The sequence below is a fragment of the Pararhizobium sp. DWP3-4 genome, assembly GCF_049898205.1.
GTDB lineage: Bacteria > Pseudomonadota > Alphaproteobacteria > Rhizobiales > Rhizobiaceae > Pararhizobium.
The window spans coordinates 823,107-836,257 of sequence record NZ_JAFCXF010000001.1; the positions used below are offsets into that span (position 1 = coordinate 823,107).

General features: G+C 61.4%; 15 protein-coding genes. 9 read left to right on the top strand and 6 right to left on the bottom strand.

Annotated features, from left to right (window positions below):
• Together ACP7E6_RS03870 and ACP7E6_RS03875 are read right to left on the bottom strand one after the other, a co-directional pair.
• On the bottom strand, nucleotides 1–969 hold the full coding sequence (locus ACP7E6_RS03870; RefSeq protein WP_426228051.1) for a sulfonate ABC transporter substrate-binding protein: 969 nt from the start codon (nucleotides 967–969) through the stop codon (nucleotides 1–3).
• Between the two features lie 83 nt (nucleotides 970–1,052).
• Nucleotides 1,053–1,220 carry a hypothetical protein gene (locus ACP7E6_RS03875; RefSeq protein ID WP_426228053.1) on the bottom strand — a complete coding sequence of 56 codons (168 nt, stop codon included), beginning with the start codon at nucleotides 1,218–1,220 and terminating at the stop codon, nucleotides 1,053–1,055.
• Nucleotides 1,221–1,288: 68 nt separating this feature from the next.
• Between ACP7E6_RS03875 and ACP7E6_RS03880 the strand changes: the two genes are divergently transcribed.
• On the top strand, nucleotides 1,289–1,858 hold the full coding sequence (locus ACP7E6_RS03880) for a hypothetical protein (RefSeq protein ID WP_426228055.1): 570 nt from the start codon (nucleotides 1,289–1,291) through the stop codon (nucleotides 1,856–1,858).
• 28 nt (nucleotides 1,859–1,886) lie between these two features.
• Here ACP7E6_RS03880 and ACP7E6_RS03885 read toward each other — a convergent pair whose 3' ends face one another.
• Both ACP7E6_RS03885 and ACP7E6_RS03890 read right to left on the bottom strand, forming a co-directional pair.
• Complete coding sequence (locus tag ACP7E6_RS03885) at nucleotides 1,887–2,474, bottom strand: hypothetical protein (protein ID WP_426228057.1); 588 nt, start codon at nucleotides 2,472–2,474, stop codon at nucleotides 1,887–1,889.
• Between the two features lie 118 nt (nucleotides 2,475–2,592).
• Entirely contained in the window at nucleotides 2,593–2,979 is a 387-nt protein-coding gene (locus ACP7E6_RS03890; protein WP_113549946.1) for an acyl-CoA thioesterase, read from the bottom strand.
• Between the two features lie 204 nt (nucleotides 2,980–3,183).
• Here ACP7E6_RS03890 and ACP7E6_RS03895 point away from each other — a divergent pair, with 204 nt between their 5' ends.
• From ACP7E6_RS03895 to ACP7E6_RS03930, 8 genes are all read left to right on the top strand, one after another.
• On the top strand, nucleotides 3,184–4,998 hold the full coding sequence (locus tag ACP7E6_RS03895; RefSeq protein WP_426228059.1) for a methyl-accepting chemotaxis protein: 1,815 nt from the start codon (nucleotides 3,184–3,186) through the stop codon (nucleotides 4,996–4,998).
• A gap of 233 nt (nucleotides 4,999–5,231) precedes the next feature.
• Nucleotides 5,232–5,816, top strand: a complete 585-nt coding sequence (locus ACP7E6_RS03900) for a Kazal-type serine protease inhibitor domain-containing protein (RefSeq protein WP_426228061.1) — start codon at nucleotides 5,232–5,234, stop codon at nucleotides 5,814–5,816.
• Nucleotides 5,817–5,889: 73 nt separating this feature from the next.
• Entirely contained in the window at nucleotides 5,890–6,699 is an 810-nt protein-coding gene (locus ACP7E6_RS03905) for an endonuclease/exonuclease/phosphatase family protein (RefSeq protein ID WP_426228548.1), read from the top strand.
• A 49-nt stretch (nucleotides 6,700–6,748) separates the two neighbouring features.
• Nucleotides 6,749–7,192 (top strand): DUF488 family protein, encoded by a 444-nt coding sequence (locus ACP7E6_RS03910; protein ID WP_426228063.1) that lies wholly within the window; start codon nucleotides 6,749–6,751, stop codon nucleotides 7,190–7,192.
• Between the two features lie 214 nt (nucleotides 7,193–7,406).
• A complete protein-coding gene (locus tag ACP7E6_RS03915) occupies nucleotides 7,407–8,738 on the top strand; it encodes an extensin family protein (RefSeq protein ID WP_426228065.1) in 1,332 nt (443 codons plus the stop codon).
• Nucleotides 8,739–8,843: 105 nt separating this feature from the next.
• Nucleotides 8,844–9,230 carry a GFA family protein gene (locus ACP7E6_RS03920; protein WP_426228067.1) on the top strand — a complete coding sequence of 129 codons (387 nt, stop codon included), beginning with the start codon at nucleotides 8,844–8,846 and terminating at the stop codon, nucleotides 9,228–9,230.
• Between the two features lie 355 nt (nucleotides 9,231–9,585).
• Nucleotides 9,586–10,512 (top strand): ATP-binding cassette domain-containing protein, encoded by a 927-nt coding sequence (locus ACP7E6_RS03925; protein ID WP_426228069.1) that lies wholly within the window; start codon nucleotides 9,586–9,588, stop codon nucleotides 10,510–10,512.
• The gene (locus tag ACP7E6_RS03930; protein WP_426228071.1) at nucleotides 10,509–11,270 is read left to right on the top strand and encodes an ABC transporter permease; all 762 of its coding nucleotides are present in this window, start codon (nucleotides 10,509–10,511) and stop codon (nucleotides 11,268–11,270) included. Before ACP7E6_RS03925 ends, ACP7E6_RS03930 begins: the two co-directional genes overlap by 4 nt.
• A gap of 112 nt (nucleotides 11,271–11,382) precedes the next feature.
• On the opposite strand, the gene ACP7E6_RS03935 is transcribed toward ACP7E6_RS03930, so the two are convergent.
• Nucleotides 11,383–12,522 carry a glycosyltransferase gene (locus tag ACP7E6_RS03935; RefSeq protein ID WP_426228073.1) on the bottom strand — a complete coding sequence of 380 codons (1,140 nt, stop codon included), beginning with the start codon at nucleotides 12,520–12,522 and terminating at the stop codon, nucleotides 11,383–11,385.
• A gap of 124 nt (nucleotides 12,523–12,646) precedes the next feature.
• Nucleotides 12,647–13,144, bottom strand: coding sequence for a hypothetical protein (locus ACP7E6_RS03940; protein ID WP_426228075.1), 498 nt, complete (start codon nucleotides 13,142–13,144; stop codon nucleotides 12,647–12,649).
• Nucleotides 13,145–13,151: the final 7 nt, after the last annotated feature.

Sequence of the window (13,151 nt, forward strand, 5' to 3'; positions counted from 1 at the left end):
TCAGTTTGTCGGTGCCGTCCAGACGGCATCCGATATGGTGATCTGCTTGGGGATCAGGCCGAGCTTGAAGAACCGGTCGGCGGTCTGCTGCTGGCTGGCGATGATCTCCGGGGTGATCGGCTCGATGCCGAACTTGCTGCGGTTGGCGGCAATCGTCTGGGCTTCCAGCGGCACGCTGGTGACCTCATGCAGGGCTTCCGCCACCTTGTCGCGGTTGGCATCGGCCCAGATGGCGGCTTCCTTCAAGGCGGCGATCGTGGTGGTGACCGTTTCCGGGTGTTCCCTGGCAAAAACGCGGTTGGCGAGGAAATAGGTTTTGACGTTCAGCGTCTCGGCCGAGGTGGTCAGGACGCGCGGCTTGTAGCGGGTTTCGGCGATGGCGAAGAAGGGATCCCAGACGGCCCAGGCGTCGATCTTGTCGCTGGCAAAGGCTGCGGCCGCATCGGCGGGGCTCAGATAGACCGGGGTGATGTCCTTGAAATCGATGCCGGCCTTTTCCAGCGCCGCAACGACGAGATTATGAGCGCTGGTGCCCTTGCCGACGCCGATCGTCTTGCCCTTCAGGTCGGCCAGCGACTGGATCGGCGATTCCGGCTTGACGAAGATGGCTTCGCCGGCGCCGTTGGAGGGAAGAGCGGCGACATAGGTGATGGCGGAGCCGGCGGCCTGGCCGAAGATCGGTGGCGCATCGCCGGTCCAGCCGACATTGATCGAGCCGACATTCAGCGCTTCGACCAAAGGCGGGCCGGCGGTGAATTCGACCCAGGAGACGGTGATGCCCTTCGGCTCGAGCGCCTTCTCGATGATCTTCTGCTGGCGGGCGATCACCGGCAGGCCGGTCTTCTGGTAGCCGATCTTGAACTCGGTCAGTTCGGCGGCGGCCACTCCGGCGGCGGAAAGGCCGGTAGCGGCAAACAGGCTGGCGGCGATGAGGCCGGCGCCGAACAGGCGTCTTGTCAGTGTGTACATCGATCCCTCTTATGGTTGGCGGACGCTGTTTCCGCTGCACGTGGGATCATGCTAGTTAAATCTATTGGGATTATAGAGTTTATTTATTTTGTAGATCGCGTGCGCAGGGAAACGCTTTTCCGTGACGGCAGGGCAATCGGCGGGATTTTTCCGTTGCGGTCGTCACCGGCATAAGCCGGGCGATGCGGTGGCGGCGGCGGATGCGGCAGGGTAATGTCGCGCTGGGCGCTGGACCTCGCAATTTGCGCCATGTTCTCTCTTGGCCGAATCTGCCATATCAGCTCCCGGTTTGCCGATCTGTCCGGGAGTTTCATTGCACGTGATCGACGAAGGTTTCTTCTATCCCCGCACACCTGTTGCGATCGTTGCCCTTGGTGATTCCGGCGAGGCGCTGCTGATCCGCGCCATCCTGGAAAATCTTGGGGCGGCGGTGGTTCTGCATCTGCCCGGCACGCCCGGCGATGCCATCAAGTGCCTGCAGCGGCAGGAGAACGATCCCGAATACATCATCCTTTCCGGCCACGGCGACGAGAACGGCTTCGTGCTCGGCGAGTTTATCAGCGATATAGACACCGGGATGCTCGTTGACGGCAGCCTACCCGCCGGTGCTCTGGCGGGCGCCATCAGGCTGCCGGCCAAGACGGTGATCAGCACCGCCTGCGTCACCGGAACGGATGCATTCGGCGAGGCCTTTCTCGCCGCCGGCGCGCGGGCCTATGTTGCGCCTGCGGACTTTCCGGACGGAGCCGCTGTTCCGCTGTTCCTGCACGGTCTGTTCTATGAACTGCTGCACCGGGGGAAGACACTGGAAGAGGCGATCGAAACAGCGCAATCCTTCGACCGGGACGATGAACTGTCCTTCGTCCTGTTCAAGGCGAAAGCCGGCTAAGCCCCGCGTTTCGCCTGGCTCTCGCCGCTCAATCCAGCAGATCGAACGCCCGAAAGATCCAGACGAGCTGGTAGGTCAGGCCGGCGATCAGGAAAGTCGCGTGGAAACGGCGGTTGGCGGTGAACGCGGCGATGATGCAAAGCACAATGTAGGTCGCGTTTCTGAGCGGATATTCCAGGCCGTAGGAGAGGAAATAGGCCTTGCCCTTGACGGCGGTGTCGACGAGATCGACGGCGTAGGCGAGCGCCAGGAAGCCGAAGAACCAGGCGCGGCGCGACATGAAATAGTGCTCGTAGCCGCTGTAATCCTCCATCGAAGTTGGAAACAGCAGCACGCAGAGGAAGAAGAAGATGCAGCAATAGGAGATGACGAAGAGGTAGACGCTGAAATCGATCACCGGCACGGAATGCAGCCGGTATTCCCACCACCAGAAATAGATCAGGAACAGGAACATGAACAGCACCCAGCCGAGGTGCAGCCAGTAGATCCTGGTCTTGCCGGGATGCTGGACGAACAGCGCCAGGCCGGTCAGCAGGCGGGCCATCGAGAGACTGATGACCATGCCCATGACGACGCGGATATGGGAGAAAAGCTGCGGATCGATGGGCTGGTCCATGGTGCGGCCTTTATGAGCGTCAGGCTTGCCGTTATCAGCGGCGGGCTTGCCGTTATCAGCGGCGGGCTTGCCGTTATCAGCGGCGGGCTTGCCTTTATCAGCGGCGGGCTTGAAAGTGTCAGGCTTCCGGGGGCACCGGCTTTGGGTGGCCGTTCTCGTCCAGCGCCACCATGACGAACAGCGCATCGGTGACCTTGTCCATCCGGTCGGAAAGATAGCGCTGCGCCCAGGCTTCGACCTTCAGCGTCATCGACGTGCGGCCGACCTTGACGACATCGGTATAGATGCAGAGCGTATCGCCGATCTTGACCGGCATTTCGAAGGCCATTTCCTTGACGGCGGCGGTGACGACGCGGCCGCGGGCGCGCTCGGCGGCGCGGATGCCGCAGGACAGGTCCATCTGCGCCATGACCCAGCCGCCAAAGATATCGCCCGCCGCATTGGCGTCCGCCGGCATGGCCAGCGTGCGCAGGGTGAGGTCGCCGTTCGGTTTGGCCATGGTCATCGCTCTCCGTTTTTTCGATGTAACCCGAGGAGGTGCAGTCGGAAAAGACCTTCTGCGGAAATTTGCCGAACGATTGTGCCTCAGCGTGCCTTCTATGAACAAAGCGTAAATTCAGCCTTATCAATTTTAGCGGCATCCTGTTAGGAAGTTCGAAAATTCCATTCGGTATCGTGCGGTCATAAAAATCTGAGGGGATTTGGCCGTATGAAACATTTCCGTATTTCCGTGCGCCTGTATGCGCTGGTGGGGCTGGCGCTTTTGACCATGGCCGCCGTCATGATGCTCGGTCTGTTCCAGGAACAGGACAAGCTGGTGGCGCAGCGAAAGGCCATGCTGGAGGCGATGAACGAGAACGCGGTTGCCGTGTTCGATGCCTATTACAAGCAGGAGCAAGCCGGCACACTTAGCCAGAAGGATGCCCAGGCGCGCGCCATCGAGGCGATCCAGGCGATGCGCTATCAGGGCAACGGCTATTTCTTCATCACCGACGTGAAGAGCACGATGATCATGCATCCGATCAAGCCGGCGCTGAATGGCACCGACCAGACGGAGAACAAGGACCCGACCGGAAAGCACATCTTCGTCGAGTTTGCCAAGACGGTTGCTGCCCAAGGCAAGGGTTTCGTCGATTACTATTGGCCGAAACCCGGTGCCGAAGAGCCGGTGTTGAAATATTCGCATGTTGCCGGTTTTGCGCCCTGGGGCTGGATCGTCGGCACCGGCGTCTATGCCGACGACCTTGCCGCCATGTTCACCGAAGGCCTGATCCAGGTTGCAGTCATCTGCGGTCTTGCCGCACTGGTCATTCTCCTGGCCGCCTTCTCCATCGTTCGCAGCGTCGTCGCCCCGATCGAGCGGCTGAAGACGTCGATGCGGGCGATTGCCGACGAGGACGTCTCGTCTGCCATTCCCGAAACCGACCGCAAGGACGAGATCGGCCAGATGGCCGGCGTGCTGGCGGAACTGCGTGATTCCGTCAAGGAACGTATCGGCCTGCGGCAGCGCGAAGCCGAACAGCAGAGCCAGCTTGATGACGAGCGGCGCAGCAACGAACATCGCGCCCAGTCCGACGCGCAGACGCAGGCCGAGGCCATGGGGGCAATCGGCAGCGCGCTGGAGAAACTGGCAGGCGGCGACCTGACCGCGGAAATCGTCCGGATCGCTCCGGAATATTCCAAGCTGCGCGATGATTTCAACACGGCCGTCACGGCACTGCGCGGCGTCATCCAGTCGATCGCCCATTCGACGGAAGTGGTCTATGGCAGCGCCGGCGATATTTCGGAGGCCGCCAACAATCTGTCGCGGCGCACCGAACAGCAGGCCGCCGCCCTTGAAGAGACGGCTGCAGCGCTGGACGAGATCACCTCGACGGTCAAAAGCTCATCCGACCGCGCCGCTGAAGCCCGCGAAATGGTCAACGAAACGAAGGGCAGCGCGGCCAAATCCGGCGATATCGTCCGCAACGCCATTGCCGCGATGACCCGCATCGAAGGGTCTTCGACCAAGATCAGCCAGATCATCGGCGTCATCGACGAAATCGCCTTCCAGACCAATCTTCTGGCGCTGAATGCCGGCGTCGAGGCAGCAAGGGCAGGCGAGGCCGGCCGCGGCTTTGCCGTGGTCGCCCAGGAAGTGCGCGAACTGGCACAGCGCTCGGCCGGTGCCGCCAAGGAAATCAAGGAACTGATCCGCAACTCCGCCACCGAAGTCGAGACCGGCGTGACGCTGGTGCGCTCGACCGGCGAGGCGCTGACCGAAATCGAAAGCCTGGTCAACCGGGTCAACGAACATGTGGCCTCGATCGCCACAGCGGCCCGCGAGCAGGCAACCGGGCTTGCCGAGGTCAACACCGCCGTCAACAGCATGGACCAGATGACCCAGCAGAATGCCGCCATGGTCGAGGAGACGACGGCGGCCAGCCAGACGCTGGCGCAGGAGAGCCGCGAGCTGAAGAGCCTGCTGCAGACGTTTCGCCTTTCACCCGACAACCGGCAGGGCAGCTACAGCCGCGCTGCCTGACGCAATTCAAAAAGACGGAAATGCCGATTGCCCGCGTTCGAAAGGACGCGGGCTTTTCTTGTGTCTTGAATGGTTGTTAGGCGGAGCCTGGCACCATCACCGGTTTTGGGTGCTTGTTTGACCGATGCGCTTGACCCGAGCGGATTTCCCGTGAGAATGAGGCCGTGATTCAAGGGGTTACAGTATCCTGTCGTATCGGCCGGGACATGTGACCCTCCAAGGGGGGACTGGAAATGACGCTGTTTCAACGGGTTGTGATCCGTATTGCCGCGCTGCTGGCGCTTGGGGTGCTCTCCGCATGCACCGTTGTGGTCGATGAGCCCGGCGGGCGGCCGTATCCCCGGCCGGAACCGTCGAACCCGCAAATGTGCACGATGCAATACGACCCGGTTTGCGGCGAGCGCGGCAACAACCGCCGGACCTTTGGCAATGCGTGCCAGGCACGGGCGGAAGGATACCGGATCTCCGGCCGGGGCGAATGCCGCCCGCAAAGGCCGGATTTCGGCGACGACCGGCCGCAGGTCTGCACCCGCGAATATGCACCGGTCTGCGCCCGTCAGGGACGCCGCGAACAGACGTTTTCGAATGGCTGCATGGCCGAGGCGGAAGGGTTTCGCGTGATTGGCCGTGGCGAATGCGAGCGCGGAAACGACCGGCCCGGCGATGGCTCGGGTATGCGCCCGCGCGAGCCGCAGATGTGCACGAACGAATATGCGCCGGTTTGTGCCCGTCAGGGCGGGCGGGAACAGACATTCCCGAATGGCTGCACGGCGCAGGCCCAAGGGTTCCGCGTCATCGGTGACGGTGAGTGCCGCTGAACTGAGCGCAACAGGCAAGCGAACTGTTCTGGCTAGGGCAGTTTGCTTGCGTCCATGACTGTGGAGTGAGTGGATCGTGCTGCGGATCGTTTCCTTGAACGCCTGGGGCGGAAGCCTGCATGCACCGCTGATGGACTATCTCGCCGATGTGGATGCCGATGTGATCTGTCTGCAGGAGGTGGCGCGAACGCCTTCGTCCGCGCAGGATTGGTTGACCTATCGCGACCACGACGTCGCGTTGCAGCAGCGCGCCAACCTGTTCGATGAAATCCGTGCAGCTCTGCCGGGGCACGATGGTTTTTTCGCGCCGACGGCGCGGGGGGATTTGTTCGATGGCGACAGGGCTATTCCATCTGAATTCGGGCTGGCGACCTTCGCGCGCACGTCGCTGACGGTGATCGCCCAGGCGCAGGATTTTGTCCATGGTGCGTTTTCGCCGGATGGATGGGGGCCGCATCCGCGCGCCCGCAACGCCCATTGCCTGCGCCTTTTCAACCACGAGGACGGATTTTCGATCACTATCGGGCAGATGCATGGCCTGCGGGATGTTGCAGGCAAGGGCGATACGCCGGCGCGCGATACGCAGACGCAGGCGCTGATCGAACTGATCGGGCGGGTATGGCGCAGCGACGAGCGGCTGGTGGTCTGCGGTGATTTCAACGTTCTGCCGGACAGCCGGATGTTCGGGGCTTTGGGGGAACTTGGCCTGACGGACCTGATCACGTCGCGCGGGCATACCGATACACGCACCTCCTACTATCAAAAGCCCGGGCGTTTTGCCGATTACATGCTGGTGACGCCGGATGTCGAAGTGATCCGCTTCGATGCCGTCGCCGAACCGGAGGTTTCCGACCATCGCGCCTTGCTTTTGGAGATGCGCTAGGGCCAGGAGCAGGGCTGAATTGGGAAACGCAAAAGCGGGATCGCTGCAGATGCAAATCGATGTCACCACGATCGGGTTCACCCAAAGCACTGCGGCAGATTTCTTCGGCCGGATCCGGCAGGCCGGCGTCAAGCGGGTCGTCGATATCCGGCTGCACAACAGCTCGCAGCTTGCCGGTTTCGCCAAGGCCAGCGACCTGCCGTATTTCCTGAAAGAGCTTTGCGGCGTGGATTATGTGCATCAGCTCCTGTTGGCGCCGACGGAGGAGATCCTGACATCTTTCAAGAAGGAAAAGGGCGATTGGAATACGCTGCGCCACCGGTTCATGAGCCTGATGGAAGAGCGGCAGATCGAGGCGCGGCTCGAACCTTTAGCGTTTGAAGGTAGCTGCCTGCTCTGTTCCGAGGCGAAGCCGCATCAGTGCCACCGCCAGCTCGTCTGCGAGTATCTCGATGGGAAATGGGGCGGCAAGCTCAGCGTCCGGCATCTCTGAACCGCCGCTTCCCGCGCTGGAGGCCGCAATGCCCAGAACCGGTGAAGCCTTCGAAAGCCTTCGTTTACCCTGTTTGCATAAAATCCGCTTCAGTTCCGGTCTTTCCCGTCCCGCGCCTGCCTTTCGACACAGGTGGCCCGCAGGTTTTCAAGCGGGACCGGGCGGGTGGAGATGGTGCGTTTCGAGGCATTGTCACGGCAGAGGCGGCAAGAGTATGGCGTATGTTTCCCTTTTCCGGCGGCCGGTGGCGGTTTTCGTGCTGTCGTTGTCGCTTACCGCCTGCTCGACGGACGATCTCACTCCGCCGGGCCGGATCGATCAGTCCGCACGGGTGAGTGCCATAGAACCGGTGAACCGCCATGCGCGCGGTTCGCGGGAAAATCCCTATCCTGCAGCCAATACGCCGGTCAGCACCTTCTCTGAAAATTCGGACGATGCCGTCCCTGCCGATCCGCGCCTGCCGGCGTCCGGCCGCCGGCTGCCGATGATCGACAGCGAGCCGGCGCAGCAGCAGCCGCTTGCCGTTGCCGGTGCGCAGTCGATGACCGTGCCGGCCGAAGGTGTCAACATGGATGCGATGATGGGCGTCGAAACCGGCTCGACGCCGGTTGTCGGTCTGGCTGAGGAACAGAACCGCGATTATGGCCGGGGCAATCAGATCGCCAAAGGCAATCAGATCGCCAAAGGCAATGAGATCGCCGAGGGCAATGCCAGCCAGCCGGTGGTCGGCGGCATCGGCGGCGACAGCGTCCAGCAGCTTGGCGGGCCGCAAGACATGTCGGCCAATGCAGCCGATCCGGGCTACGATCCGGACCTGCCGCCGCTCAACGCGGAAAAGCAGGCCGCCGAGGAGGCACGCAAGGCGCAGTTCCTTGACCAGCAGCAGCGCGTGATGCTGCGCAACAGCCAGGCCGGGCAGGAGCAGCAGGTGGCGTTCCTGCCGCGTGGCGGAAATCCGCTGTCTGAAACCGAGGCTGATTTCACCGGGCAGATGCCGGCCTCCGAAGTGGCCTGCCGCCAGCGGCTGAGGAAAATGCGGGTGGAATTCACCGATATTCCGCGCATTTCCAACGGCAAGGCCTGCGGCATCGACTATCCGATCCAGCTCACCGGTCTCTCCGGCGGTATCGATATCAAGCCTGCCGTCAAGCTCAACTGCGAGGTGACGGAAGCCTTTGCCAAATGGGTGAAGAACGAACTCGCACCGTCGGCCCGCTACCGCTATCTTTCCGGTATCAAGACGATCAAGCCGCTCGGCGGCTATTCCTGCCGAACGATGAATTCCAAGCGCGGCAATCCAATGTCGGAGCATGCCCACGGCAACGCCATCGATGTCGGCAAGTTCGTGCTGAAGTCCGGCAAGGAGATCGACGTGCGCAAGCCTGGCTTCTTCGCCTTCCGCGAAAAGGGCCTGCTGAAGGCGGTGCGCAGCGACAGCTGCAAATATTTCAACACCGTGCTTGGTCCCGGCAGCGATCCGCAGCACAAGGATCATTTCCATTTCGACCTGAGGGAACGCAAGTCGGGCTACAGGCATTGCGATTGATCGGAGGGTGGCACTCGCACGTACATCCGGTTTACGATAATCGTCTTGCTATGCGGGTTTGAAGGCGATTATTGCGGCTTGGCGTGGACGAAAACAGGATTCGCAATGGAAACCAGGACATATCTCGGCGGATGCCTGTGCGGAAACATCCGTTTCCGGGCAACGGGCATGCCCGGCAACCCGCACACCTGCTCCTGCGAAAACTGCCAAAGGCATTCCGGCGCGCAGACGCTCTGCTGGGTGGAGTTTTCACGCGATGCCGTCGAGTGGACCGGCGAGGGCGGAAGGCCGGCGGTCTATCGTTCGTCCGATTATTCCAGCCGTTCCTTCTGCCCTAAATGCGGCAGTACCCTGGGCGCCATCGACGATGAACCGGTCATTGCGCTGGTCACCGGCAGTTTCGATGTGCAGGACGTTGAGGAATTGCGCCCGATCTCGCATTCGTTTGAGGATGACTGCCCGAGCTGGTGGAAAATCCCGGCAGCGGGGTAGGCCAAGCGCTCCATTTCGATAAGCAGCGCACAAAAAAAATGGCCGGCGAGAACCGGCCTAAAACGAACCTTGCCGGAGAGGGGACTGCCGGCGGGTTCTTGCAAATCACGTGCGTCTGTGTCCCACGGCGCGAAAATGGCCGAACACCATCACCGTTTGATGACAGCAGCCTTTGAAAGGCGCTGATCGTGGCGGTCATTCCAGCGGAATGACTGGGGTGGAAGCCCTGGCCGGGGCGGCTGCAGCCTCTTTCGCTGATTTGTTTTCGTCTGCTTGCGATTTGCAGCTGAAATTTTCGAAAGAACACCCCATATAGAGCATCTCCTTCCGCCTCACATTCCCCGGAACATATTTCATGGCGCCCATCGTTTCCGTTTCCAATCTGGTGAAAACCTATGCGTCCGGCTTTGAGGCGCTGAAAGATGTCAGTCTCGATATAGAGGAAGGCGAAATCCTCGCCCTTCTGGGGCCGAACGGCGCCGGCAAGACGACGCTGATCTCGATCATCTGCGGCATCGTCAATCCATCGGGCGGCACGGTGCTGGTCGGCGGCCATGACGTCGTCAAGGATTTTCGCGCCACCCGGGCGATGATCGGGCTGGTGCCGCAGGAGCTGACCACCGACCAGTTCGAGACTGTGTGGAACACCGTGTCGTTTTCGCGCGGGCTGCACGGCAAGAAGCCGAACCCTGCGCATATCGAGAAGGTTTTGAAAGACCTGTCGCTCTACGACAAGAAGGACAACATGCTGCGCGAGCTTTCCGGCGGCATGAAGCGGCGGGTGCTGATCGCCAAGGCGCTCAGCCACGAGCCGCGCGTGCTGTTCCTCGACGAGCCGACCGCCGGCGTCGACGTCAACCTGCGCAAGGACATGTGGCAAGTGGTCGAGAAACTGCGCGAGACCGGCGTGACGATTATCCTGACCACGCACTATATCGAAGAGGCGGAAGAGATCGCCGACCGGGTCGGCGTCATCAATGGCGGCAAGATCCTGTTGATCGAGGACAAGAAAGACCTGATGAAGAAGCTCGGCCGCAAGGAATTGCGCGTCGATCTTCAGGATCCCATTTCGAGCCTGCCCGAGGCACTTTCCTCTTACGATCTGACGATCGAGGACGGCGGTCATTCGCTGATCTACGACTACAATACGGCCGGCGAACGCACGGGCATCACCACGCTGCTGACGGCGCTGGCCGAGGCCGGGATCAGGCTCAAGGACATCTCGACGCGGCAAAGCTCGCTCGAGGACATTTTCGTCGAACTGGTGGGAGCAAAGGCATGAACCTCGAAGCGGTCAAGTCGATCTATTTCTTCGAGATGGCGCGTACGCGCCGAACGCTCCTGCAGAGCGTCGTCTCGCCGGTGATCTCCACCTCGCTGTATTTCATCGTCTTCGGCGCCGCTGTCGGCTCGCGCATCCAGGAGATCGACGGGGTGTCCTATGGCGCCTTCATCACGCCCGGGCTGATCATGCTGACATTGCTGACGCAGTGCATCGGCAACGGCTCCTTCGGCATCTATTTCCCGAAATTCACCGGTACGATCTACGAACTTCTGTCCTCGCCGGTCTCGATGACCGAGATCGTGCTCGGCTATGTCGGGGCGGCGGCGACCAAGGGCATGATGATCGGCATCATCATCTTGGGGACGGCCTCGCTGTTCGTCGATCTGTCGATCGCCCACCCCTTCGTGATGCTGCTGTTCTTCGTGCTGACGGCCATCACCTTCAGCCTGTTCGGTTTCATCATCGGCATCTGGGCCAAGGACTTCGAGCAGCTGAACCTGATCCCGATGCTGGTCATTCCGCCGCTGGTGTTTCTCGGCGGCAGCTTCTACTCGGTCAACATGCTGCCGCCCTTCTGGCAGGCGGTCAGCCATTTCAACCCGGTGCTCTACCTGATCAGCGGCTTTCGCTGGAGCTTCTTCGAGATCGCCGATGTCAATCCGGTGGTCAGCTTCGCGATCATCATCGTGTTTCTGGCGGTGCTGATGGGGTTGCTGACGTGGATCTTTAAGACGGGGTACCGGTTGCGGAACTGAGTAGGGAATAGGGAATAGCGAATAGGGAATAGGGAATAGGGAATAGGGAATAGGGAATAGGGAATAGAACTACTCGCTACTCGCTACTCGCTACTCGCTTTTCCCTATTCGCTCACTGCACCACTTCTTCCAAATCGCAGCCCTTGGTGTCGATCGTCATGGCGTTGCCGCGCCAGACGAAGGCGCCACTGCCCCAGCTTCGTATCCAGACCAGCGGCAGCATGATGTCGCGCACCAGGATGGCCGGCAGAGAGAGAAGAGAGACGCGCCAGCCCTTGGCAAGGCCAAGTGCCAGTTCCGGGAGGTAGATTGCGGCGACGACGGCGGCGCCGGTCGCAGGGGCATTGACGTCTGCGAGAATAGCGGCGGCAAGCGCGAAAAGGAGCGGTGGCAGGGCGCCCAGCAAAACTTCCGGCGCGAAGAACAGCGGAAAGGTGACGCGGCGCAGGCGTGCCCATCGTGTCTGGCGCGACCACACGTCGTGGCGGGTACGGCGGCCGAGCGGCTGGTCGAAGGGGGATGAGACAAGATGGACCTTGTATCCCAGACGATTGACCAGCTTGGTTGCTGCGGCATCCTCGGCGATCTCGGCGGCGAGCGCTTCAATGCCGCCATTGCCGTCAAGCAGCGGCTTGAACCACAGCATGCTCTTTCCTTGCGCGAACCCGAAACCGATCGCTTCGCCCGCATATTGCCAGCGGGCCTGCTGCGTGTTCAGAAACATGCATTCGACCTCGGCCCAGAAACCTTCCGGCCGCGCGCCGATCGGCGTCGAACACACCAGACCGGTGTTCTTGTGCCGGCCCGCCATAAGGTGGGCCACGTAGTCGTTCGGCATCAGCACGTTGGAATCAGCGAGGATCACCCAGTCGTGCCGGGCGGCCTTCCAGCCCTTGACACAGTTGTTGAGCTTCGGATTGGCGCTGATCCGGTCGTCGCCGGTCAGGATGCGTGCCGAAACGTGGGGATTTGCAGCCATCGCCCTGCGCATTTCGGCAATCACGGGATCCCTGGGATTGGCGACGCAGAAGATCAGTTCGTAGTCCGGCCAGTCAAGCGCGAAGGCGCGCGCGAGTGTCTCGACGGCGAACGGTTCGATGCTGCGGGCGGGCACGACGATCGAGACCGGCGGCCGTTCCTTGACCAACGGAGCCGGTGTCCCGCTTCGCGCCATTCGCCAGCCGGCGATGATGATGCTGAGAAGATTGACGAGGACGAGGATTGCGGCCGCAGCGGTAAACGCGATGATCATGCACTGTCCCTTGCTCGCACAGCCGCTTCATGACGAATCTGCGACTGCTGCTTTGCGACCAGCAACACCATTGTCACATGACATGCGGATGACAGGCAGCTTGTCTAATACCTATGGGTTCCTATCATCGATCCTTGGTATAACCAGGTGCGCCGGGGTGAGCGAGGCTTGAAAAGCTGGTCCTCGACACCGGCGGAAAGCGTCCTCGCTCTTCGAAGCCGGGCGTTGGCCGGCTGAAAACGCCCTTGATCGTGCTGGTCGTCCCATCATCCGATTTGACCACCATCAGTATGTGGAGCCGTTCGTCCCTACGGACAAACCCAAGCTCGAAAGGGGCGTTGCGATAGACGGCGGATGTCACGTTCCGCCATTGGCCGGCACCTGCGGCAAGCAGTGCCTGTCCCCGGCGGTCGGCCTGGATGACGGCCGACCAGCCGTTGTTGGCCGTTACCGTCAGAATATCGCCGTGCCTGACTATGGCGATGAGGCAGGCGTTGCATCCGCCCGCATTCGAACCCAGCTGCTGCCATCGCCCGTGGAAAACGGGATCGCCGGCATACGCGGCGACAGCGGATAATGTCGCAGCAGCAACGATCAGTACCGATTGCAACAGCCGGTTCATGCATGGC

Coding starts and splice junctions, on each gene's coding strand:
- ACP7E6_RS03870 (WP_426228051.1), bottom strand. CDS start 969: ATGTACACACTGACAAGACGCCTGTTCGGCGCCGGCCTCATCGCCGCC.
- ACP7E6_RS03875 (WP_426228053.1), bottom strand. CDS start 1,220: ATGGCGCAAATTGCGAGGTCCAGCGCCCAGCGCGACATTACCCTGCCG.
- ACP7E6_RS03885 (WP_426228057.1), bottom strand. CDS start 2,474: ATGGACCAGCCCATCGATCCGCAGCTTTTCTCCCATATCCGCGTCGTC.
- ACP7E6_RS03890 (WP_113549946.1), bottom strand. CDS start 2,979: ATGACCATGGCCAAACCGAACGGCGACCTCACCCTGCGCACGCTGGCC.
- ACP7E6_RS03895 (WP_426228059.1), top strand. CDS start 3,184: ATGAAACATTTCCGTATTTCCGTGCGCCTGTATGCGCTGGTGGGGCTG.
- ACP7E6_RS03900 (WP_426228061.1), top strand. CDS start 5,232: ATGACGCTGTTTCAACGGGTTGTGATCCGTATTGCCGCGCTGCTGGCG.
- ACP7E6_RS03910 (WP_426228063.1), top strand. CDS start 6,749: ATGCAAATCGATGTCACCACGATCGGGTTCACCCAAAGCACTGCGGCA.
- ACP7E6_RS03915 (WP_426228065.1), top strand. CDS start 7,407: ATGGCGTATGTTTCCCTTTTCCGGCGGCCGGTGGCGGTTTTCGTGCTG.
- ACP7E6_RS03920 (WP_426228067.1), top strand. CDS start 8,844: ATGGAAACCAGGACATATCTCGGCGGATGCCTGTGCGGAAACATCCGT.
- ACP7E6_RS03925 (WP_426228069.1), top strand. CDS start 9,586: ATGGCGCCCATCGTTTCCGTTTCCAATCTGGTGAAAACCTATGCGTCC.
- ACP7E6_RS03930 (WP_426228071.1), top strand. CDS start 10,509: ATGAACCTCGAAGCGGTCAAGTCGATCTATTTCTTCGAGATGGCGCGT.
- ACP7E6_RS03935 (WP_426228073.1), bottom strand. CDS start 12,522: ATGATCATCGCGTTTACCGCTGCGGCCGCAATCCTCGTCCTCGTCAAT.
- ACP7E6_RS03940 (WP_426228075.1), bottom strand. CDS start 13,144: ATGAACCGGCTGTTGCAATCGGTACTGATCGTTGCTGCTGCGACATTA.